Annotated in this window: 14 protein-coding genes, 1 tRNA gene and 2 pseudogenes; 5 read left to right on the top strand and 12 right to left on the bottom strand. The window is 60.3% G+C overall.

What is annotated here, in order from left to right; translation table 11 throughout:
• Positions 1 to 35: 35 nt before the first annotated feature.
• The 6 genes from QF629_00085 to tcuA form a co-directional block, all read right to left on the bottom strand.
• Complete coding sequence (locus QF629_00085; protein MDP6011936.1) at positions 36 to 2,303, bottom strand: xanthine dehydrogenase family protein molybdopterin-binding subunit; 2,268 nt, start codon at positions 2,301 to 2,303, stop codon at positions 36 to 38.
• A 214-nt stretch (positions 2,304 to 2,517) separates the two neighbouring features.
• Positions 2,518 to 3,381: a CoA ester lyase gene (locus QF629_00080; protein ID MDP6011935.1), complete on the bottom strand. Its 864-nt coding sequence runs from the start codon at positions 3,379 to 3,381 to the stop codon at positions 2,518 to 2,520.
• Positions 3,378 to 3,605, bottom strand: a complete 228-nt coding sequence (locus QF629_00075; GenBank protein MDP6011934.1) for a hypothetical protein — start codon at positions 3,603 to 3,605, stop codon at positions 3,378 to 3,380. The genes QF629_00080 and QF629_00075 overlap by 4 nt, the downstream gene beginning before the upstream one ends.
• Positions 3,606 to 3,607: 2 nt before the next feature.
• On the bottom strand, positions 3,608 to 4,588 hold the full coding sequence (locus QF629_00070; protein ID MDP6011933.1) for an NAD-dependent epimerase/dehydratase family protein: 981 nt from the start codon (positions 4,586 to 4,588) through the stop codon (positions 3,608 to 3,610).
• A 92-nt stretch (positions 4,589 to 4,680) separates the two neighbouring features.
• On the bottom strand, positions 4,681 to 5,586 hold the full coding sequence (locus QF629_00065) for an NAD(P)-dependent oxidoreductase (GenBank protein ID MDP6011932.1): 906 nt from the start codon (positions 5,584 to 5,586) through the stop codon (positions 4,681 to 4,683).
• Positions 5,583 to 7,070, bottom strand: a complete 1,488-nt coding sequence (gene tcuA / locus QF629_00060) for an FAD-dependent tricarballylate dehydrogenase TcuA (GenBank protein MDP6011931.1) — start codon at positions 7,068 to 7,070, stop codon at positions 5,583 to 5,585. Before tcuA ends, QF629_00065 begins: the two co-directional genes overlap by 4 nt.
• A gap of 337 nt (positions 7,071 to 7,407) precedes the next feature.
• Here tcuA and hemN point away from each other — a divergent pair, with 337 nt between their 5' ends.
• The 5 genes and pseudogenes from hemN to QF629_00035 all read left to right on the top strand — a co-directional run bounded on the left by hemN (position 7,408) and on the right by QF629_00035 (position 13,571).
• The gene (hemN, locus tag QF629_00055) at positions 7,408 to 8,757 is read left to right on the top strand and encodes an oxygen-independent coproporphyrinogen III oxidase (GenBank protein ID MDP6011930.1); all 1,350 of its coding nucleotides are present in this window, start codon (positions 7,408 to 7,410) and stop codon (positions 8,755 to 8,757) included.
• Complete coding sequence (locus QF629_00050; protein ID MDP6011929.1) at positions 8,757 to 9,878, top strand: epoxyqueuosine reductase; 1,122 nt, start codon at positions 8,757 to 8,759, stop codon at positions 9,876 to 9,878. The genes hemN and QF629_00050 overlap by 1 nt, the downstream gene beginning before the upstream one ends.
• A gap of 381 nt (positions 9,879 to 10,259) precedes the next feature.
• The gene (locus QF629_00045; protein MDP6011928.1) at positions 10,260 to 10,397 is read left to right on the top strand and encodes a hypothetical protein; all 138 of its coding nucleotides are present in this window, start codon (positions 10,260 to 10,262) and stop codon (positions 10,395 to 10,397) included.
• A 247-nt stretch (positions 10,398 to 10,644) separates the two neighbouring features.
• Positions 10,645 to 10,890: pseudogene (locus tag QF629_00040) on the top strand (transposase).
• A gap of 158 nt (positions 10,891 to 11,048) precedes the next feature.
• Positions 11,049 to 13,571, top strand: a complete 2,523-nt coding sequence (locus QF629_00035) for an MMPL family transporter (protein ID MDP6011927.1) — start codon at positions 11,049 to 11,051, stop codon at positions 13,569 to 13,571.
• A 77-nt stretch (positions 13,572 to 13,648) separates the two neighbouring features.
• On the opposite strand, the gene QF629_00030 is transcribed toward QF629_00035, so the two are convergent.
• The 6 genes and pseudogenes from QF629_00030 to QF629_00005 all read right to left on the bottom strand — a co-directional run bounded on the left by QF629_00030 (position 13,649) and on the right by QF629_00005 (position 21,130).
• On the bottom strand, positions 13,649 to 14,623 hold the full coding sequence (locus QF629_00030; GenBank protein ID MDP6011926.1) for a nitrilase-related carbon-nitrogen hydrolase: 975 nt from the start codon (positions 14,621 to 14,623) through the stop codon (positions 13,649 to 13,651).
• A 73-nt stretch (positions 14,624 to 14,696) separates the two neighbouring features.
• Positions 14,697 to 18,167: an AAA family ATPase gene (locus QF629_00025; GenBank protein MDP6011925.1), complete on the bottom strand. Its 3,471-nt coding sequence runs from the start codon at positions 18,165 to 18,167 to the stop codon at positions 14,697 to 14,699.
• Positions 18,164 to 19,507, bottom strand: coding sequence for a DNA repair exonuclease (locus QF629_00020; protein ID MDP6011924.1), 1,344 nt, complete (start codon positions 19,505 to 19,507; stop codon positions 18,164 to 18,166). The genes QF629_00025 and QF629_00020 overlap by 4 nt, the downstream gene beginning before the upstream one ends.
• A gap of 55 nt (positions 19,508 to 19,562) precedes the next feature.
• A complete protein-coding gene (locus tag QF629_00015) occupies positions 19,563 to 20,240 on the bottom strand; it encodes a CDP-alcohol phosphatidyltransferase family protein (protein MDP6011923.1) in 678 nt (225 codons plus the stop codon).
• 235 nt (positions 20,241 to 20,475) lie between these two features.
• Positions 20,476 to 20,568 (bottom strand) — tRNA-Ser (locus tag QF629_00010).
• 36 nt (positions 20,569 to 20,604) lie between these two features.
• Positions 20,605 to 21,130: pseudogene (locus QF629_00005) on the bottom strand (uracil-DNA glycosylase family protein).

The following is a 21,130-nucleotide window of genomic DNA, read 5'->3' as shown; positions in this document are numbered from 1 at the left end:
TCGCCCGGGTGCGGACGGCCATGCCCGGGGCCTTGTCAGTCATGTTCCTCCATGGCCGCAAGCACGCGCGGCGGCGACATGGGAAGATCCGTCAGGCGCTTGCCGATTGCATCACGCACAGCGTTGGCGACGGCCGCCATGGGGGGTACGATATTGGCCTCGCCGACGCCCTTTACGCCGTAGGGATGGTCGGGGTTGGTTACCTCCACCATCACCGTGTCGATCATCGGCAGGTCGGAGGCCAGCGGCATGCGGTAGTCGAGAAAGCTCGCGTTCTCCATACACCCCTGATCATCGTAGACATACTCTTCGTTGAGCGCCCAGCCGATGCCCTGCACAACGCCACCCTGCATCTGCCCTTCGACGTAAGAGGGGTGCACGGCGCAGCCGACATCCTGGGCTACGGTGTAGCGCAGCACGGTCACGCCTCCGGTGTCCGGATCGACCTCGATATCGCAGATCTGTGTCGAGACGCCGGGGCCGACCCCAGTCGCGTTAACACCCGCACTGGCACCGATTGGCCCTCCGGTCGCAGCCTTGTTGGCGGCGATCTCGCGCAACGATAAGGGCTCATGTTCGCCTACATTGCTGCTCGATGGCTTGGCGTAGCCGTTCTCCCAGGTTACGCCTTCGGGATCGACACCCCACATCATGGCGGCCCGGGTGCACAACTGGCCAATGACGTCCTCGGCGGCGTTGATCACCGCAAGACCCGTAGCCAGGGTCACGCGGCTACCGCCGCTAACGAAGGCGAAGCCGACCGAAGCAGTATCCGCCACAACCACATTAACCTTGCCGTAATCGACACCAAGGGTCTCTGCTGTCATGAGCGCCATCGAGGCGCGCGAGCCGCCCACGTCGGGACTTCCGGTGGCGACCTCCACCGTCCCGTCTTCGTTGATCTGCAAAGTAGCCGAGGATTCCGCGCCGGCGTTGAACCAGTAACCAGAGGCGACGCCACGCCCCTGGTTAGGACCGAGTGGCGCCTTGTAATGGGGATGGTCGAGCAGTGCCTCCACGGTCTCGGCAAAGCCGATGCTGCTAAACTTCTGTCCATAGATTGTCGTGCTACCGTTGCGCGCTGCATTTTGGAGGCGTAGCTTCAGCGGGTCCATGTTGAGTTTACGAGCAAGCTCATCCATGGCACTTTCTACCGCGTAGGCGGCAATCGGTGAGCCAGGCGCGCGATAGGCCGCGGCCTTGGGCCGGTTGACGACTACATCGATGCCTGTGGTTTTGACGTTGGTGAGGTCGTAGCGCGAGAAGGCGCACATGCAGGCATTGACAACGGGCGAACCGGGAAAGGCACCTGCCGAATAGGCGAAATTGCCTTCCGCCGCCGTGATGGTGCCATCGGCCTTGGCACCGATTTTGACGGTCATGATGCTGCCGGAGGTGGGACCCGAAGCTTTAAAGACCTCCTCTCGACTCATGACCATCTTCACGGGCCTGGTGCACTTCTTCGCCAATGCTAAGGCGACTGGCTCGAGATAGACCACGGTCTTGCCACCGAAGGCACCGCCAAGCTCGGACGGCGTAACGGTGATGTCGGCAAGCTCCATACCGAGTAGGTTGGCGGTTAAGGCGCGCACCGCGAAATGCCCTTGGGTGCAGCACCAGACCTCGCCTTTGCCGTCCTGGGTGTAGCTGGCGACGCAGGCGTGGGGCTCGATATAGCCCTGGTGCACGGGCTCGGTGGTGAAGTTGTGCTCGACCACCATGTCAGCCTCGGCGAAGGCTGCTTCTATATTACCGATCTCCATCACGCGGATTTTGGCGATGTTTGAGGGCGTATCGGTCTCGGGGCCATCGCCGCGGCTGATCATGTCCTCGAACAGCAGCGGCGCATCCGGCGCCATCGCCTCCTCGACGCCGATGACGTGGAGCAGCACCTCGTAATCCACCGCGATCAGCGACAGAGCTTCATTGGCCACAGCTTTCGTGGTGGCAGCAACAGCGGCGACCGGGTGCCCTTCGTAAAGCGCCTTCTCCCGTGCCATGACGTTGCGCGTCAGGTGAGCCATGTTGCGCTCGAGACGGTCGGGGCCGGCATAGGCCGACACGTGGTCGGGGAAGTCCGCTGCCGTGACGATTGCCTTGACGCCGGACAGCGCTGCCGCCTTGCTCACGTCGATACCGCGAATGAGCGCATGGGCGTGGGGGCTCCTCAGCATTTTTCCAACTAGCATGCCTGGGAGTGACAGATCGGCGCCGAAGCGAGCAGCACCCGTTACCTTCTCCACCCCGTCGGGACGTACCGGCCGTGTTCCGACCCACTTGTAGGACTTGTTTGGTGTATTCATGGCACGTGCCTTATCTGGGCTGCTGTCGCGAAAGACCATACAGCAAAATCACTCATCATTTGGTGTTGCCGCAAGTAATTCCACACGGTCACGACGATACTGTCGTAGACGAGAATGCCGAGTTCGGCTTGCAACACCCCGGCCAGAACGGCACTCACGTACGGTTTTAGCAAGGTGTTTGACGACGGCGTCTGCATGTCGGGGCACATGGCGGTTAGCTGGCGGCAATACGCTCTGCAACTGCGATCAGGCGCCGCATGGAGCGTAGGACCGGAGCCTCGATGAGCTTGCCATCGATGACCACGACGCCGTTGGGGCTGGCTTCAAAGGCGGCGATGATCTGGCGGGCCCGCGACACCTCTTTCGGGAGCGGGCTGAACACCGCATTGATGGCCGCGACCTGGCTCGGATGGATCGCCGCCTTGCCGGTAAAGCCGAGGTCGCGTGCCCGCTCGGCATCCGCGACCATTCCGTCCCTGTCCGACAAATCGAGGTGAGGTACGTCAAGCAGGTCGACGCCAGCGCCCGCGGCGGCGGTTACCAGGCGCGAGCGGGTGTACAAAAAAGCCTCCCAGGTCGGGCGCGAGCGCAGCTCCGCCGCCATGTCGACGCCACCGAAAGCCATCAGGTCGAGCCGCGGACTGGCCTGGACGATCTCGTGCGCCGCTTCCAGCCCGGCATTGGTTTCGATGATGACATGGAGGCGGATATCAGCCTGCGGACCTGTTGAGAGCAGTTCGCCCAGCAGACGTAGTTCGTCCGCTGATTCGACTTTGGGTAGCAGCAATGCACCAGGCGACGCCGGACTTTCCAGAATGGCCTCGATGTCGCGCAGACCCTCGCTCCCACGCAGGTTGTTGATGCGCAACAGACGCTCCACGCCGTCGTCGGCGCAGGGCGTGGCGAGAAGCGCCATCGCCGTGGCGCGCGCCGCTGCCTTGTCGCCCGGCGGCACCGCATCTTCGAGATCGATGCAGACCATATCGGCGCCTGTCGCCAGCGCCTTGGCGAACAGCTCGGGCCTGTCGGCTGGTGCGAACAGTAGGCTGCGCCTTGCCCTGATCTTGCGTTCGCTCATCGGCGCCTGCCAGGTAGCTCCCAGCTCTGCCAGCTAAGATAGCCGATTCCTCCCAGGCCGAAGGCCAGAAAAAATCGTTCAAAGACACCAACCCAGGCGAAGGGGCCGACGAGATAGACGAAATCCTCGATCTCGAAGTCGCCGAAATAGGGATACGCAACCGCTTCCTTGTCGTGGTGGCGCTGGATCGCGAGGTGTACCAACCTAACCGTCGGATTGCTCATGCTCACCCGCCCTTGGAGAACCAGGCCACAGCATCGGCCAGGGCTTCGTGTGCCGGACGCGGCGCGTAGCCGAGCTCGTCGCAGGCCCGGCGGCTCGAAAAATACATCTTGTGGCGAGCCATGCGTACCCCGTCCATAGTCGCCATCGGCTCGCGTCCGGTCAGCCGGGCGACGGCCTCCGACATGTGGGCGATGCCCATCGCCAAAGGGTTCGGCAGCTGTAGTGTCGGCGGTCGTCGCCCGGCTAGGCGTGTCACCGTGCTGAGGATCTTCCGTAGGCTCATGTTCTCTCCACCGAGAATGTAGCGCCTGCCCACATTCCCCCGCTTATGGGCAAGCCAATGGCCGTCCGCGACATCGTCAACATGCACAATATTGAGCCCGGTCTCCACATAAGCGGGCACGCGTCCCGCCGCGGCATCGCGAATTAGGCGCCCGGTCGGCGTCGGCCTGATGTCGCGCGGGCCGACCGGGGTCGAGGGGTTGACCACTACCACCTCTAGACCCGTCTCCTCGGCCACCGCCAGGACCACCTGCTCGGCCAGATATTTTGAGCGTTTGTAGGAGCCAATCATATTGTCCACGGAGGACGGTGTGTTTTCGTCGGCGGGCGTCCCGTCGGCGTGCGGCATTATCGTTGCGACACTGGAGGTATAGACGGCGCGCTGTACCCCAGCCTCGGCTGCCGCCCGCATCAGGGCCCGCGATCCCTCGACATTGGTTGCCATCATGGCCGCCGGATCAGGGCACCAGATGCGGTAGTCGGCGGCCACGTGAAAGACCGACTTGCAGCCGCGCACTGCCTCCGCTAGGGACGCCGCATCGGTGAGGTCGCCCTCGACGACCGCTACGTCCAGGCCCTCGATATTGCTGCGGTCGCTGTCGTGGCGTACCAGCGCGCGCACCGGGCGGCCCTCTGCCAGCACGCGGCGTGCGACCGCGGCACCAACAAAGCCGGTCGCTCCCGTGATCAGCGTCGTCATCGTGAGGCCTGCCGAATGGCGTCATACTCTGCGGCCAACCAGATCGGGTTGCAGTATTCGGAAGGAGTGGTCATGGCGGTTCGAGCGGAAGTTCAGCGGGCGTTGGCGGGGCTGTTGGACACGCCCGAACGCTTTTCCACCACGTTCAATATCGTTGGGTGGTATTCGTCGCCATGGCCGGCGGCGATAGCGGCTTCCAGCATGCTCGCGGCGGTTTCGGCGCCGGGCACTGCGACACCGCCGTCGGCTGCGAGCTGCATGGCATAGCGCAAGTCTTCCAGGGCGTAGCGGGCGGAGAAGGCACGTTCCGGAAAGTCTCCCGGCATCAGCGCCTTCATGCCGTGATTGCGCAGCGCGAAGCTGTCGGCAGAGCCAGTTGACAGGGTCTCGAACAAGCGCTCGCCATCGACGCCCGCGCGCCGTGCGATGGTTAGCGCTTCAGATAATGCGACCACGCTCTGGAACAGTACCATGTTGTTCATCAGCTTGCCGACCTGGCCCGCGCCGATGCCGCCGCAATGGCTGATGTCGCTGGCAAAACAGGCGAGGTGCGGGCGAATGCGTGCAAGCACAGCATCCTTGGCACCGACCATGACCGCAAGCGTGCCCGCCTCGGCTGCCGCGCGCGTACGCGCTACCGGAGCATCCGCGTAGTCCATGCCTTGTTTTGCAAAGCGGGCCGCCATGTCCCGGGTCAGCGCCACTGGAACGGTGCTGGTATCGACAACGACCGATCCCCGGCGTGCGGCCGAGAGCAACTCGGAGCCAACGGCTTCCAGCTCCGCATGCCCGGGCAGTGACAGGAAGATCACGTCCGCCTCGGCCGCTACCTCAACGATGCCTGCGACAGCGCGCGCGCCGGCTTCGGCAAGCCGGTCGAGAGGCTCCTGGCGGATGTCGTAGGCAATTACCGGCAGTCCCGACTTGGTCACCAGATTGCGGCACATGGGCCCGCCCATGACGCCGAGGCCGATGAAGCCAAGTGGGCTCGCCATCATCCGTTCCCCTTCGCGAAATCGGCTGCGCCGCAACCGGCGATGCGCCCGAAGACCGAGCCCGAGGTCAACCCGGTACCGCCGGGATAGTTGAAATAGAAGAGATCGCCGACCAGTTCCCCCGCGGCAAAGAGGCCGGGAATGGTGCCGCCGTCGGTCTCGGCCACGGCACAATCTGGCGTGATGGCGATGCCCCCGAATGTGAAGGTCACACCGCAGGTTATCGCGTAGGCGCTGTAGGGCGGTGTATCTAGGGCATTGGCCCAATTGCTCTTGGCCAGGGTCAGCCCTTCGGTGCAGCGGCCGTCCTTGACCGTCGGGTCGAAGGCGATGTCGTCGCGCACCGCTGTGTTGAAAGCGGCGATCGTCTCCAGAAAGGCCTGGGTGTCAACGTCATCGAGCCGAGCTGCCAGATTCTCTAGGGTGTCAGCCGTGACCTTGGTGACCTCACGTATATGATATTCATCGCGTAGCAAGTGTTCTACTTTGGCATCAAAGATTTGCCAGGCGAATTGTCCTGGTTGCTGGAGGATACGGCGGCCATATTTGGCATAGGTGTAGTTGCGAAAATCCGCACCCTCGTCGACAAAGCGCTTGCCTTCTCCATTGACCATGATGCCGAAGGGATAGCTGTGCTTCTGGAAGCCGTCGCCGACCGCAAGATCGCCGAAGGGCGGTGCGTTGCGATCCCAGCCTACCGCATGGCACCCTGACCAGTTACCTGCCGCCACGGCACCTGCATCGAGCGCCATGCGGATGCCGTCACCGGTGTTGAAGCGGCTGCCGCGCACCTTGGCGAGGTCCCAGCCGGGCCCGAGGTAGCGCGTCCGCCACTCGGCATTGGCCTCGAAGCCGCCGCAGGCGAGCACGACAGCCTTGGCGTGCAGCGTCTCCTCGTACCCGCCCTGGCGGAGAACCACACCGCAGACCCGCGGGCCGTCCTGCACCAGCGAGATCACGCGGGCGCCGTAACGGATCTCGGCGCCCGCTTTCTCGACTGCCCGGAACTCGGCTTCGCAGAGTCCCGCACCACCGCCCCAGGCCTCCACCGTCAGCCCGCCCCAGAAGCGGAAGCGGCCGTCGATCTTGAAGGCCTGGCGGCCATACATGGGCATGAAGCGGATGCCTTGTTCACGCATCCAGACGAGCGTCGGTTGGCTCTGGCGCACCAGCACCTCGACCAGGTCCGGATTGGCCCGGTATTCCGTGACCCGCGCCATGTCGTCGAAGAACTGGTCGGCCGGGTAGTTGCCAAAATCGGTGTTTGCGCGCTCGTCCTCGCTGAGGTCTGGCATGATCTGCAAGAGATCGTCGAGGCCGTCATAGGCGACACGCATGGCACCGGCGGTAAAGCGCGTGTTGCCACCGCGCTCGTCCTCGTTCGCCCGTTCGAGCACCAACACCGAGGCGCCTTTCTCAAGGGCCGCTAGGGCTGCACACATGGCGGCGTTGCCGCCGCCAACCACTATCACGCCCGCATCGCCCATGCTCGGCCCTCCTGAATCGAAGCGCGGATTATGATCACAAGGAGGGGTGAGTGGCAAATGATGCACTTGCGCCTTTGCCGCCTTTGCCGCTACCACCGCTGCCATGCTGGATCGAGCCAGAATTTTGGCGAAGTCCGCGCTCTCGGCATGCTGTGCTGCGTGAGGCCGCCGCTGGTGTCCGATTGGCGCTGACAACTCGCAGGCGAGCGCGCCTTGTGGTATGCGAACATGTGTATCTATCGGCGAAGTCGGCGCGGCGATCGGGACGCGGCCATCTCGGCAGTGGTGGTTGACCTCAATCAAGGTGCCAACGGCGTGGAATAGGGATAAGCCAAGCATGGTGGATTCTGTCGCGAAATATGGTAGCGCGCGCGTGCCGCGTTACACCAGCTATCCGACCGCGCCGCATTTCCATGACGGCGTCGACGGGGCGGCCTTTGGCGGCTGGCTGGAGGCGCTCGACGCTACGGCTCCGCTGTCGCTCTATATCCATGTGCCCTTTTGCGACCGGTTGTGCTGGTATTGTGGCTGCCACACCACGATCTCCAACGATCCGCTGCGCATCGCTGCCTATGCAGATGTGCTGGTGCGCGAGATCGAGATCGCGGTAGCGGCGTTGCCCGTCAACATGCCGGTCTCGCATGTGCATTTCGGCGGTGGCACGCCGACGCAGCTCGGCGAAGAGAGCTTCGCGGATTTGATGGCGGCGCTGCGCCGACATTTCGCGATTACGCCTGAGGCCGAGATCGCCATCGAGATAGATCCCACCACCTTGACACCGGTGATGGCTGACAGGCTGGGCCACGAGGGTGTCAGCCGCGCCAGTCTCGGGGTACAGGACTTTACCGAGGAGGTGCAGCAGGCGATCAACCGTGTCCAGCCGGTGGAAATGGTCGCCGATGCGGTGACCATGCTCCGTCAGGCAGGTGTCGCAGCGCTCAATTTTGATTTGATGTACGGCCTGCCCCATCAGACCGAGGCCGATATCGCACGCACGGTGGACCAGGCGGTGGCCCTGGCGCCCGACCGGGTGGCCATGTTCGGCTACGCCCATGTGCCGTGGATGCGCAAGCATCAGCAAATGATAGAAGAAGCCGCGCTGGCAGGACCGCAGGGGCGCGCCGCCCAGGCCGATACCGCGGCAAGGCGGCTCGAATTCCACGGCTATCGCCGCATCGGCATGGATCATTTTTCCCGCGCTGATGATGCCATGGCCAAGCACCTTGAGGATGGCGGCCTGCACCGCAATTTCCAGGGCTATACCGATGATGCGGCCGTCGCCCTGATAGGCTTTGGCGCCTCGGCGATCAGCGCCCTGCCGCAAGGCTATGCCCAGAACACCGGCGATATGCGCGCCTATCGCAACGCCGTGTTGGCGGGTGAGTTTGCTACCGAGCGCGGCATCGCGCTCGACGCGCGGGACCGCGCCTGCCGTGCCATCATCGAGCGTCTGATGTGTGATTTCGCCGCCGATGTGCGGGCGCTTTGCCGTCAGCATGACGTTGATCCGGATGCCGCGCTCGCTGATGTGGACGGCCTCGCCGAGCTCGAGCGCGACGGGCTCGTGAGCCGGAAGGGCGGCACGCTGCACATCACATCGCTCGGCCGCCCCTACGTGCGCACCGTCGCAGCCTGCTTCGACACCTATCTCGGCCGTGGCGCTGGCCGTCATTCACAGGCAGTCTGATGGACAACGCGATGCTCACCGCCAAGGTCAAGGAGATCGCCAGGGACTACGGCGCCTGCGCGGTTGGTATCACCACGCGCGAGACCCTGGCCGGGGGACCGCCCTCGACCGATCTCGAGTACGTGCTGCCCGGCGCCTGCTCGGCGGTGACCTTCGCTCTGCCCCTCGACCAGGACAAGATCGAGGATTTCATTGCCAAGCGCGACCGTTCCGGCCATCAGGACGACTACAGCCGCACCGGCACCATGGCTAGCGGCATCGCGGCGCAGATCGCTGGCTACATCGCTCATTTCGGCTACGCCTCGGTGGGCGTGCTGTCGAACGAGGTCTACCGCAACGACGCCGAGTCTCAGCCCCGCCATCTGCGCCCCGACTTGTCGCATCGCATGCTGGCGGTGCGCGGTGGCGTCGGCTGGTTCGGCTTCTCGGGCAATGTGCTGACGCCCGAAAACGGCGCCATGGTCAGCCTGGCCACGGCGGTCACCACCGCGGAACTCGAGCCCACGGAGCCGCTGCCGGCTGAGGATAATTTTTGCCAATGCGAGCAAATGGAGTGCGCTGCCGCCTGCCCCTCGGCCTTTCTGCACGAAGGTAAGAGCGATATGGCGAGCGTCACCATGGGTGGCCTCACGTTCACTTACGCTAGGCGCCGCCACTACAATCGCTGCGGCTATGTCTGCGCCGGCTATTCCGGGCTGCACCCCTCGGGCAAATGGTCGACTTGGTCGCCGGGTCGCTTTCCCATTCCCAAGCAGGACGGAGATTTGCGCCGGGTGCTGGTGGACGCGGTCGAAGCCTGGAAGCGGCGGCCCGAGCTGGACGGAGGCGTGCTGCACCAGCCGTTGGTTTACGAGAATACGGGCAAGGACGTAAACCTGACCTGCGGCAGCTGCATGCTGGTCTGCGCCCCGACCTCCGAGGAGCGCCAGCGCCGCCTCAAGCTGCTGCAGTCGAGCGGCGTTGTGGTGCAGAGCCCGGACGGCAGCTTGGAGGCAGTGTCACCGGAAGAGGGTGAGCGCCGCTTGGCCGAGATGACGCCCGCCCGTCGCGCCCTCTACGAGCCGGACCAGGAGGCGTACTCCGACATCGAGCTCTACGGCCGCCGCCGGCGGCGCTCATAACGGTGATAGGTACCTGTTATTCTGCCTTTTCGTATTTCCAATAACGTAAGTGTTTGACGTCAGCGCCTATGGGACACACTAGTCGGATTGCATAAGGGAGGATTTCTGTCTCATCGTAGTGACCGAAGGGAACGAAGATGAGACAGAAACACTCCCTTAGGAAATCAACCCAATCTGTCCACTAAGCGCTGACGGGGTACAAGGAAATCAACCCAATCTGTCCACTAAGCGCTGACGGGGTACAATCATGTCAGTTACCGCTCCGCCGCCGCTGGCTCACCACCAAAGTCAAGGAGATCGTCAGGGACTACGGCGCCTGCGCGGTGGGTATCACGATGCGCCAGACCCTGGCCGGGGGCGCCCTCGACCGTTCTCGAATACGTGCTGCCCAGCGCACGCTCTGCGGTGGCCTTCGCCCTGCCCCTCGACCAGGACAAGATTGAGAATTTCATCGCCAAGCGCGACCGTGCCGGCCAGCGTCGTGAAAGCGTTGGCTGCCCCGGCTCTACCGGCGGCTAATGCTTGGCTTTGGATATGTCGGCGCTGGTCATTTATGTTTTGACTAAATCTAGATTCTTCGCCGCGGCCTCTTCGCCCTACACTTTGGTAAGTGATCACCACGCACAAATCTTAACGTTATTTACAGGAACGTCCTCGCCGTTGGCGTACATGATTCCGACGCGGTGTACTGGGTTCCTGCATGACCCTGCTCGGCAGCCTTGCGAGACCACTTCAGCGCTTCGGCAGCGACCTCGTTCACGGCGGCAAGGGCTACGACAGCGATGCGGTGCGCCGCAAAATCGAGGCCCGAGGCGCGGCAGCTAACATTCCGCCAAAGGTGAACGGGCGCCGGAAATACTGCTTCTCGCCTGTCCTCTATCGCGATCGCAATGCCATCGAGGGCATGTTCGGGCGCATAAAGGACTTCTAAAGGATCACTACCCGATACGACCGGCTCGCCCAGAGTTTCCTCGCTGCCGTCTGTCTCGTTGCTCCGATATGCTATTGGTTACGAGTCTGGAGCCTAGTGAGGCATGGCTGCACGATATTCTCGAAGTTGGACTTGCGGCGAGCCAATCTGCAGAATGGACCATTCTACGTCGAAGGAGCAGAGCTGGGTGACACTGTTGTACCCCCGGTTGAATTAGCGTTACTCAAAGAGGAAACTCCATGTCGTCTCGTACCGTGCAGGCCTATGACACTCTGGTGCTCCACTATCCCAAGTTAGTCCTGGTCGTGCTGCTCTCGATTCTAGTTTTTTTCGGCTACCACGCAAAAGACTTCAAGTTGGACGCATCAGCCGACTCCTTGTTGCTGGAAGACGACGTAGACCTCAAGGTGTTCCGGAAAATCCACGAGCGATATCCGAGTGGCGACTTGCTCGTCGTGACGTTCACTCCCGATGAGGATCTCTTCTCGGACCAGGCTTTAGCCTCTTTGAAGCAACTCCGTGAAGAACTCGCGGAAATCACCAGCGTGGACACGGTGTTTACGATACTGGACGCTCCCCTGTTGAACATTTCAGACGCACCGTTCACGGAAATGATCGACGATATTCCAAGCCTGGAGAAACCCGGGATCGATCGAGCCAAGGCCAAAGACGAGCTTCTCAATAGCCCCATTTACCGCGAACTGATCATAAGTGCAGATGGTCGAACCACCGCATTACTGTTGGGATTAGTCGAGGAGCAGCAGTACGACAGTTTACTTCGATCTCGAAATGAGCTGCGGGCCAAACAACAAAATAGCGGTCTCTCCGTCAAAGAAGCGCATGCCCTGAAACACATCAACGCTGAATTCGATCAGGCTCATGATGCGTTGAATAAGCAACGCCACCTCGATGTTGCACACATCAGGAACATCATCAAGCCGTACCGTCAGCATGGCGTTTTATATCTCGGCGGCCTGCCGATGATTACCGATGATATGGTGACATTTGTACGCAACGACTTGATCGTCTTTGGCGGTGGTGTTCTAGCATTTCTTGTCATTATTCTCACCGCTATCTTCCGAGAATTTCGCTGGATAGCGCTCCCACTTCTCAGTTGCTTTTATGCCGGGTTATCCATGGTAGGTGTACTGGGTTTGATGGGTTGGAAGGTCACCGTAATTTCATCAAACTTCCTCGCTCTTATGCTAATCATTACCATCTCTATGAACATTCATTTGATCGTGCGTTACCGACAACTCAATCGAGATCATCCTGGTGACGATCAATTAGCGCTGGTCAAAACTACCACGCATAAGATGGTGAAACCCTGTCTTTATACCGCGCTAACTACGATCATAGGTTTTAGTTCCCTGGTCGTGAGCGAAATCAAGCCGGTCATTGACTTCGGGTGGATGATGAGTGCCGGTTTGGCGGTAACATTTGTCACCTCGTTTCTACTGTTCCCCACGTTGCTGATGGTGACGGGAAAAACCGAGTCCAAACCCACCTCCGACAGTGGCCGGTTTCTTTTGCCTGAATATCTGGCCCGAATGACCGAGATACAGGGCAACAAGATCCTGGTGTTGGCGCTAATTTTAACCGTCGTGAGTGTAGCCGGAATAACCCGGTTGCGTGTGGAGAACAGTTTCATCAACTACTTCAGCGACAACACCGAGATTTATCAAGGTCTCAAGCACATTGATGAGAACCTTGGCGGCACTACTCCACTGGAAATACTGATAAATTTTGGAGATGATCTCGACGACGATGGCTCCGACTACTTCCCGACCCCAGAGGACCTCGAGGGGTTGAGCGAGGAAGAGATACAAATGGAGCTTGAGTACGCGGAAATGGAGCGTGAATTCGCAAAAAACGCCAAGTTACCGGAGTATTGGTTTACCGCCTACAAGGTCGAACTCATCAAAAAAGTACACGACTACCTCGATGGACTGCCCGAAATCGGCAAGGTGCTTTCGCTCGTGTCACCGGTGCGGGTTGCGGAAGGCATAGCCGAAGAGGAATTGGGCGCATTCGAGCTGGCAATCCTGTACACCAAAATTCCCCCCGATGTAAAAAAGATGCTCATCGACCCTTATGTCTCCATCGATGACAATGAGGCACGGATTTTTGCACGTGTATTGGATTCAAAACCGAATTTACGTCGCAATGAGTTGCTCGAGACAGTACACCGTGATTTAGGGGAGAAGCTCGGATTTGAGGAGCAGGAAGTGATCGTGAGTGGACTACTGGTTCTCTACAACAACATGCTGCAGAGCCTATTCAAGTCGCAGATCAAAACCATAGGTGTAGTGATGTTGGGGATTGCGATAATGTTCCTAGTGTTGTTCCGGTCAGTCACCTTGGCAATTATCGGCATTCTGCCAAACCTGCTAGGTGCCGCGGTGGTTTTGGGGGTAATGGGGTGGGCGGAAATCCCCATGGATATGATGACCATCACGATCGCTGCCATCACCATCGGTATCGCAGTGGATAATGGTATTCACTATATCTATCGCTTCAGAGAAGAGTATGCACTTACTCACAGTTATGTGGATACCTTGCATGTTTGTCATTCCAATATCGGCAAAGCGGTGTTCTATACGGCCATGACCATAATTTTTGGCTTCTCTATCTTGGTCCTTTCAAACTTCATCCCCACTATCTATTTTGGTGTGCTAGTCGCGTCGGCAATGCTCATCGCGTTTTTGGCAGCACTCACTGTACTGCCAAAGCTAATTTTACTTTGGAAACCGTTCGGTTGATCCAGCATCGAAAGAACAAAAGGTTAAAGGCGGCTAGTATAAATATGCTCTAGCCGGACCGTAGGGGAAAAATCGTCCTATTGCCCGTCGTCAAAAGTCTCGTATTCATCCCCGCTGACGGCCGGGGCGTTTGTGGTTACCGCCGGTGTCGCTCTTTCGTTGACGCTGAGCTGAAAAATGTCGGGCCGTGCATAGTGGCCGGTTACATCGAAGTCGTACTTGCCTCGGGCGATGTCCCCGGTATCCAGGTCGGCGCTTAGGATCGTCTCGGACTCGAAATCGGGACCGGCGAGAATTTGCCCCAGGGGGTTGACGATACAGCTCCCTCCCCGCGAGAGTACGGTGTTCGGATCATCACCCTGAATGGCGTCGTAGTCTGCAGGAAAGTCGCTGCGCAGCGTGCGTTGATTGCAAGACAGGACAAAACAACGGCCTTCCATGGCAACATGCTGCATGGTCGCTATCCAGGTGTCTCGATCATCGGCCGTCGGGGCACAGTAAATTTGGATACCTTTGTTGTACATGGCCATGCGCATCATCGGCATATAGTTTTCCCAGCAAATGACTGCTCCCAGTTTTCCCAAATCCGTATCGAAGACAGGCAGGGTCGAACCATCGCCGTAGCCCCAGACCAAGCGCTCAAGCGCCGTCGGCATGAGCTTGCGGTGCTTGCCAAGATATTCTCCGTCGGGCGCGAAGAACAAAACGGTGCAATAAAGAGTACCGCCATCGCGTTCGATCACACCGATGACGAGATGCAGGTCGTTTTCCCGGGCGATAGACCCTAGGAAATCCACATCCGGCCCGGGAACATCGACGGCGCTGTCATAATAGCGACGGAAGTCGTCGCGGCCTTCGGGCGAGCGCATGCCGATCCGGGCACCGAAATCCAGGCCCTTGGGATAGGCCGAAACGAAGGCTTCCGGAAACAATGCCAGTTTGGCGTCTTGGCTGGCCGCATCGGCGGCCAGGGCGCGCACTTTCTCAAGTGTCCTGGTGCGATCGAAGGCGATGGGCGCGGCCTGGACGACGGATGCTCTGACGATTGTCATTGGATGGTCCCTCTTTGGCGGGTATTTCTCAACGGAGGTTTGCTAGGCCCGCACACATCCCCATCGACGTCTTCTATGCGTCTGAAGACCGTGTTGCCCAGGTCCACAAACGATGTAACAGATCTCCGGCGCTGTCTCTTGGCAGGGTGTTTGCGGCCGGCGTCGCCATGGCCTGAAGCCGTAACTCGCTCTCGCTCAGCACCGGTTGGTCATCGAGATAACCTTCGCTCCTGAGATAGCTTTCAAGGCTATCACGGTTGTTTCGCCTGAACCCCTTCAGCCGGGTATCATTCTTGGCATCAAGGGACGCGAGAAGTCTTTCCGCGTCCCCACCAAGCTCATCGTTAGCCGCCGTTATCTTGTCGATGAAGGTGCCACTTACAGCGCCGCTCTGCTCGAGTGTGTCACGATCGACAGACCGGCCTCTCCCCTGCTTCCATAGCGCGCAGAAATGCCCGAGCAAAGCCACGCGGGCGGTAACCTCCTGCGCAGAGAGCGAGCCTGCGCACAGCTGCTCGGCGAGCCCGGTATCGGAGGCTGTCCGCCATTGACCGACACGCTCGATTCCGGCCGCGAGGAAGTCGCGCAGTTGGTCAAGCGCGTCCGATAGGACATAGAAGACGTGCTGTGGCTCATGCCCGGCTCCCGGCAAGAATGCCGGCACCCCCAAAACGATACCATAGTCCTCGGCTGACATTTCGTCGGGCAACGGAATCTCAGGTCTTGGCTCAACACAAAGTGCGGCGGGATCGCTACAGCTTGCGGCATTCCGGCGGATCAAGCCGACATCGATCGTGGCTGCTATGTCGCACCCCTCTTCGGCAAGCGCGTTGCCGATGCGATCAACATCCACCGGGTCGCTGGTGAGATAGAAGATCTGGCGATCCTGATCCTTCGCAATTTGGCCGAGACTGCGCACGATGGCTTCGAAACGGGCAGGGTCACTCTGATCGAGCGCCTCATCGAGAAACAGCGGAAGTATCCCACCCTGCTCCACTTCCTCGGCGAAAGCGAGACGTGCGGCCAGCAATAACTGCGCTCGCGTACCGTCCGAAAGTTCATCCAGGTTTCGTCTTTCTCCGCTGCTCGTTTCGATCGCCAGCAATCCCGGTGACGTGGTGTCTTTGCCCAAATGAAGTTCATAGCCGTGACGGGTAAAGGCAGACAAGTGACTACGCGCACGCTGGAACACATGAGGCATCTGCGTTTGCTCATATTCTGCCTCGGCCGCATCAATGAGAAATTTTCCGGCCTTTGCGAAAAGCACTTCGTCGCGGCAGTCTGACAGTTTCATTCGGGCTTCATCACGCACAGCAATGAAGTCTTGTACATTGCTACCGCGTTGAGCCTCCTTCACCTGAGCATTGATCTCGGCGATCTCGTCGCGCAAACCGGCCGCTTTACTCGCCGTCTGAGTAAGGTCGCCTTGTAGCCGTTCGAGCATCGGTCCGTCGCACTCGGCGAGCTCGGCTTCGCCAGCCTTCGCAAGCTCGGCCCTATCGAGTTCAATCTGCCCTTCAAGCCTCGTTCCCTTTTCCTTCCTGTCGCGATAACTCGGCAATGAGTTCAGCAGCAGCGTGAGCCCTTGCAAATCGCCATCGTCCAGGCTGACTTCTGAATAGATTCGCTCTATCGAACTGAGATACGCGCTGCGATCGTCTGAAACCTGTTCCAATCCGGAGATTGCACCTTGCTCGTCGGAAAGCGCCCCAGCCAACCCCGCATCGCGATAGATGAGACTATCGAGGTAGGCCGCCGTCTCTGTGGCGTCTGCCGGCTGCGCCTCACCATGGCGTTCGAATACGTCGGCGAGCCCGGATAGCAGTGCTGTATACCGGGTCTCGAGGGTCTCGACTTTGCTACGGGCGCGTTCGTCATCCTTGCGAGCCGTGGCCAATTGAGCGAGCGAGCGAACCGTTTCGACAAGCTCCGCGTCGGGCGGGATCTCATCGAGCCGTAAACTATCCGCCAGCTCCCGACGTCTCTCATCAAGTACTTTTCCGTCCTTGGACAAGCCTTCCAATCGACTGTTGAGTTTTTGCCGCTCCACATCACGATCTCGCGCTCGCACCATGCGGGATATGTCGTCCTCTAGGCTGCGTAATCGCGCATCGACGGAAGCAATATCCCATGCTTCGGGTTCTGCAATGCCGAGCCTCGCGAACGCTTGCTGTGCGGCGTCCCGTGTGCCGCCATGGGGTTGCCCACGGCCCCGCAGCAAGGCCGGCACGGCGAGCCCGGCGCCAAAGGCCGCCAGCGCCGCAAACAGCGGGTCAGCCAAGGCGGCCAGACCAAGGCCGACAGCGACGACGCCCACGCCGCCTAGGATCCACGCCCGACGTGGCAGTACAGGTGCTTGCAGCTCTGGCGCGCGCAGCCACGCACGCAACATATCGCCCGCGCGGCGCATGTCACCTAGCGCACTTTGCTCGGCTTCCGGTTTCTCGATATAGGCGAGGACACCCAGTTCTTTCTCTATGGCATTGATTTCAGCTCTGTGCCCTTCGGCGTCGCGCAGGAATTCGAACAGCTGGTGATTGTCGGGCAGGGTCAGACCGGTCTCATCGACCTCGCCGCCGCCTAGCGCCTTCAGGGATACCGCTACAGCCGTTAGACACTCGCTACGCTTGTCTCTTGCTGCCTGTAGTTCGAGTTCCAACCGGCCCACCGCGTTTGCATTCTCTCGCAAGATAGACAGTTCTGCCTGATCCAGAGGCGCCGACAGGCGTGTGGCCTGTTTGGTCTTGCGTGCAGCGTCAAGCTGTGCCTCCCAGTTACGGCCTCGCTCGTTCAACCCGGCAATCTGATCCTGGAACCGCTCGATCTGCTCGAGCTCATTGCCGGCAAGTTTCGCCACCCCCTGCGGCAGGATAGCGATCTCCTCCGCAATGGCTGAGTTCTCCTGAAGGCGTCCGGTAAGCTCGAGGGCACGTTCGACTAATATGAGACGGCGCGCGCCGGATTCTGCCGCGGCGAGTTGCTCGCTGAGGATATCCAGCTGATCCGCACGCCGCTGAAGGCCCAACTGCGTTCCTTCCGCATTTCGCACATCTTCCGATGCCTTGTTAAAATCGCTCCGCTCGCGGCGGACATGCTGTGCGCTCACGCCACCGAACAAGTCAGCCGCGATACGATCCAGATCGAACCCACCAGACATCTGGCGCCGGATCTCAGAGGCAATGTCTTGCGTGCCGTCCGACGACGGATCGATCAGATCTCGCAGATGCAGAAAAAAATAGCGATGATTATGGGATGCCGGCAGATTGGGCGGCTTACTGTCCTCGCCGCTGCGTTGCCATCGCACACGTGAACCCTCTCGTTCCCCCCACCAGGCTTCACCATCCAACTCGAACTCGCCATTTATCGAGGTTTTTTGTGACGATCCACGGTCGTCCCAGTACAGACTCTCAACCGCGCGGCAAAGGCTCGATTTGCCGATGCCGTTAGGCCCGACAACGACGTGGAACCCGGCACCTGCCGCTTGGATCTCGAATGGCGGGCTGATCCCAGGCAGCAGATTAATGGCAAGACGTTTGAGCTTCACGACGGATCGACCTGCGAATTACCGGAGAGCATGGCGTTCAGGGCTGCCTTTCCGGATCGGTGGAGAAGCTCGCGCATGGCATCTTCGGAGAGAGGGTCGGTCGCGTTGCGATGATCCTGAAGGGGCGACCAGCGGTCTTCGCGGGCGATATTGCTCAGCTCAGCGCGCGCCTTCTCGAGCAATTCCCTCGACTGGTCATCGTTGTGCTCAAGGCTCAAGAGCCGTCGCGCCATCAAGGCGGGCGGGTCGTCTCCCTTGGCAATCTCCACGAGATCCAGCGACAGTTCCATGGTGTCGATGATCTTGTTGAAGAAGACCGTGGTCCCGTCGACGTTGCGCCCCAAACCGTTCCATGCGCCGGCGCCAATCGCCTGGCGGATTTTTTCATATTGGGGGCTTGCCCCTGTCAGGCGAACACGCAAACCGAGCGCGCGCGGCGCAGGACCCGACTTGGTGACTTGCTGAGCAATGTTTGTGGCCTCGTCCATTAATCGATCAGGTACATCCTCTACGTGCTCGAGCCCCTCTACCGAGACCGAGATGTGTTCCCATCGCAGCGGCGCGAGCGGCACCTGCGTCATGCGCAGCGGGCCGCTATCGGGCACCCTCAGAAGCCAAGGACCGTGTGGGCCTGTTTCAGATGGGTCGAGCCCAACCAGCGATCCGAGATAGCCACATGGCCGGGACCTCCCCGCCGCAGCCAGGCCGTCGAGCGAAGGCTTGTGAATGTGACCAAGAAGCCAAGCATCGTAGCCGGTGTTATCGAGCTCTGCCTGTCGGATGGGTGCGTAATGCCCCTCGGATGCATCGAGATCGGCATGCAGCAAGCCAATTCTGGGAATACGGGTTGACGGTTCATCCAACGGCTCTGCCAAGAGCTGAGCAACTGGGCTTCGACGCACCTTCTGTTCGTTGAAGGACCAGCCTATGACCTCGGCAATGGGGGCCTTGTTCTTCAATATGGTTCGCGATTCCCAATGGCCGCCGGCACCCACTATGGTGAACCCCTCTATCAGAGCCGCTAGTCTCGGCAGGGCGTCGACATCATGGTTGCCGGCGACAGCAATAACCTGAATTTTTGCATCCAGCAGACGTCGAACAGCGTCTTCGAGTGGCGCCATTGCCTCAAACCTGGCATTGGTGCTTTCGACGACGTCGCCCGCGAACAGCACTGCATCCAGCTTCTGTTCAATGGCAAAATCAACTGACAGATTGAGAGCGCCCGCAGGCGTCAACTCACTCCGGTCGAGCCCCCAGGACGAAATTTCGTCAGGTACGCTCGAGCAAACGGTGCCAAGGTGGATATCACCAATCGCCAGGATTGCTGCGCTTTCGTCCAATCCGACCTGCCTCGCTAATTGCTCAGTACAGCGAACTATATCAGGTCAGCTCGATTTACCTCGCCGCACCCTTTAGCCAAAGCTTTCGGTGCGACAGGGTCCACAAAGCGAAGCCAAAGGTGCCCAGCGTTGCGGCAACGAAAAACCAGTATAGGCCTCCAACCCAAGTGACTGGGCCGACCAAATAGATGCCGTCCTTGAGTTCGAAGGGACCAAACCGCTTGTGGCTCACCGCTTTGGAGCCGTGACGGTCCTCCATCCCCATGCGAATCCGCATAGAGAGCAAAGCGGCAACCGCCGCCATGACGCCGAGTATAGGGCCCCAAGTCCCGATAAGTTGGCGGGCACCAATCCCAGCGCCAATAAATAGGGCACAGAAAGACATCGTACCGGCAATGTAGTCGAGGCGGTGGCCGAAGCGGGTAATGCGTCCGCTATCCCGCGCCAGCGCGCCGTCCAGCTCGTCCATGAACACGGCCAGCATGAACATAACGGAGCCTGCATTATTGAGCGCCTGTCCGCCGAGTGCAAACAAGACCCCTGCGGTCAAACCGAAGCCGAGACCCAGCCAGCTCAAATGATCGGGAGATAAGGACGTCCGCGCCAGGTCCTTGGCGAGAAGCGCCGCCAGCCGATTGACCCAGGTATCGTGTCCGTGGTCAAAAGATTTAAGACAGCTTGTGTCCTGAACTACAGGAGGCTCTGGCTCACCATGTTGATTGATATTGATCACCTCGTTGAGCCGCCGCTAAGCTATCATAAAAATCTCCCCATGCCGATCCGGCGCTAAACAAAAGCGCTCCGGCGACGGCGAGTGTGGCGGCTATGCGGCGCATGCCAGAAGTATAGCCGAAACAGCAAAGAACGCATATCTGTGAGCCGCGGCCGACTGGCCCAGAGATAATATTTCTGATACAATATCAATCAGTCACATGGTCACTGTAGCAGCATCGTAAATCCAAGGTAATTGGCGGAGAGAGGGGGATTCGAACCCCCGATACGGATTGTCTCCGTATAACGGTTTAGCAAACCGCCGCCTTCAGCCACTCGGCCACCTCTCCGCAGAACCGCTTACTTACGCAGCGCTCCCAGTGCTGTCAACGAGGGGCGAGCAGGGCGGCGATGCGGTGGCGCAGCGCCGGCAGCAACTCGCATTTGAACCAGGGGCGCCTGGCAACCCAGGCACGGGTGCGCCAGCTCGGGTGGGGCAGCGGCAGATAGGTGGGCAGGTGCTCACGCCAGTTGGCGACCGTGGCACCAACGGCAGCCCTGCCGGCATCACCGAGATAATACCGCTGGGCATAGCCACCGACGAGCAAGGTCAGGTCGACGCCCGGGTAGCGCTGCCAGCACGCGCGCATGCCAGGCAGGCGCGCATTCAGGCCTGGGCGGCGCGTCGCCGCCATTTGGGTTGCGGCCTGGATAGCACAGGCTCATGGGCATGATCGCGATGCGGCTCTGGTCGTAGAAGGGCGTCTTGGCGATACCGAGCCAGCCCCGCAGGCGGTCACCCGAGGGATCGTCGAAAGGGAAGCCCGAGGCATGCACGCGGGTGCCTGGCGCCTGGCCGACGATAAGCAGGCATGCGCTTGCACTCGCCCGCAGCACCGGGCGCGGGCCGAG

The sequence above is a fragment of the Alphaproteobacteria bacterium genome (assembly GCA_030739735.1).
Classification (GTDB): Bacteria; Pseudomonadota; Alphaproteobacteria; order UBA7887; family UBA7887; genus UBA7887.
The sequence above is the reverse complement of the archived record's forward strand: the minus strand, read 5'-3'. Positions and strand labels throughout refer to the sequence as shown.